The 267-nt window shown below is 50.2% G+C and carries 1 protein-coding gene; it reads left to right on the plus strand.

Features of this window, described 5'->3' with window-relative positions:
* Positions 1 to 267 (plus strand): thioredoxin fold domain-containing protein (locus tag Q4528_RS14120; RefSeq protein WP_303522242.1); only part of this gene is annotated, 267 nt, incomplete at both ends.

Below are 267 nucleotides of genomic sequence, written 5' to 3' on the forward strand. Positions count from 1 at the left end.
GGGTATTACCGTTCGTTACTTAGCTTTCCCGCGTGGTGGAGTGGAGTCACCAGTGTATGGTGAAATGCAAAGCGTATGGTGCGCCGATGATAAAACAGCCGCTATGAGCGCGGCTAAAAATGGTAGCAACGTAGCACGTAGTAGCTGCGATAATACGGTATTAAAACAGTATCAATTAGGCGAAGCCTTTGGAGTGCGTGGCACGCCAGCTATGGTATTGGAAGATGGCACTATGTTACAAGGCTACCGCCCACCCGCTGCTTTGCT

The organism is Staphylococcus pasteuri (assembly GCF_030547725.1).
In the GTDB taxonomy this organism is placed as follows: domain Bacteria; phylum Bacillota; class Bacilli; order Staphylococcales; family Staphylococcaceae; genus Staphylococcus; species Staphylococcus pasteuri.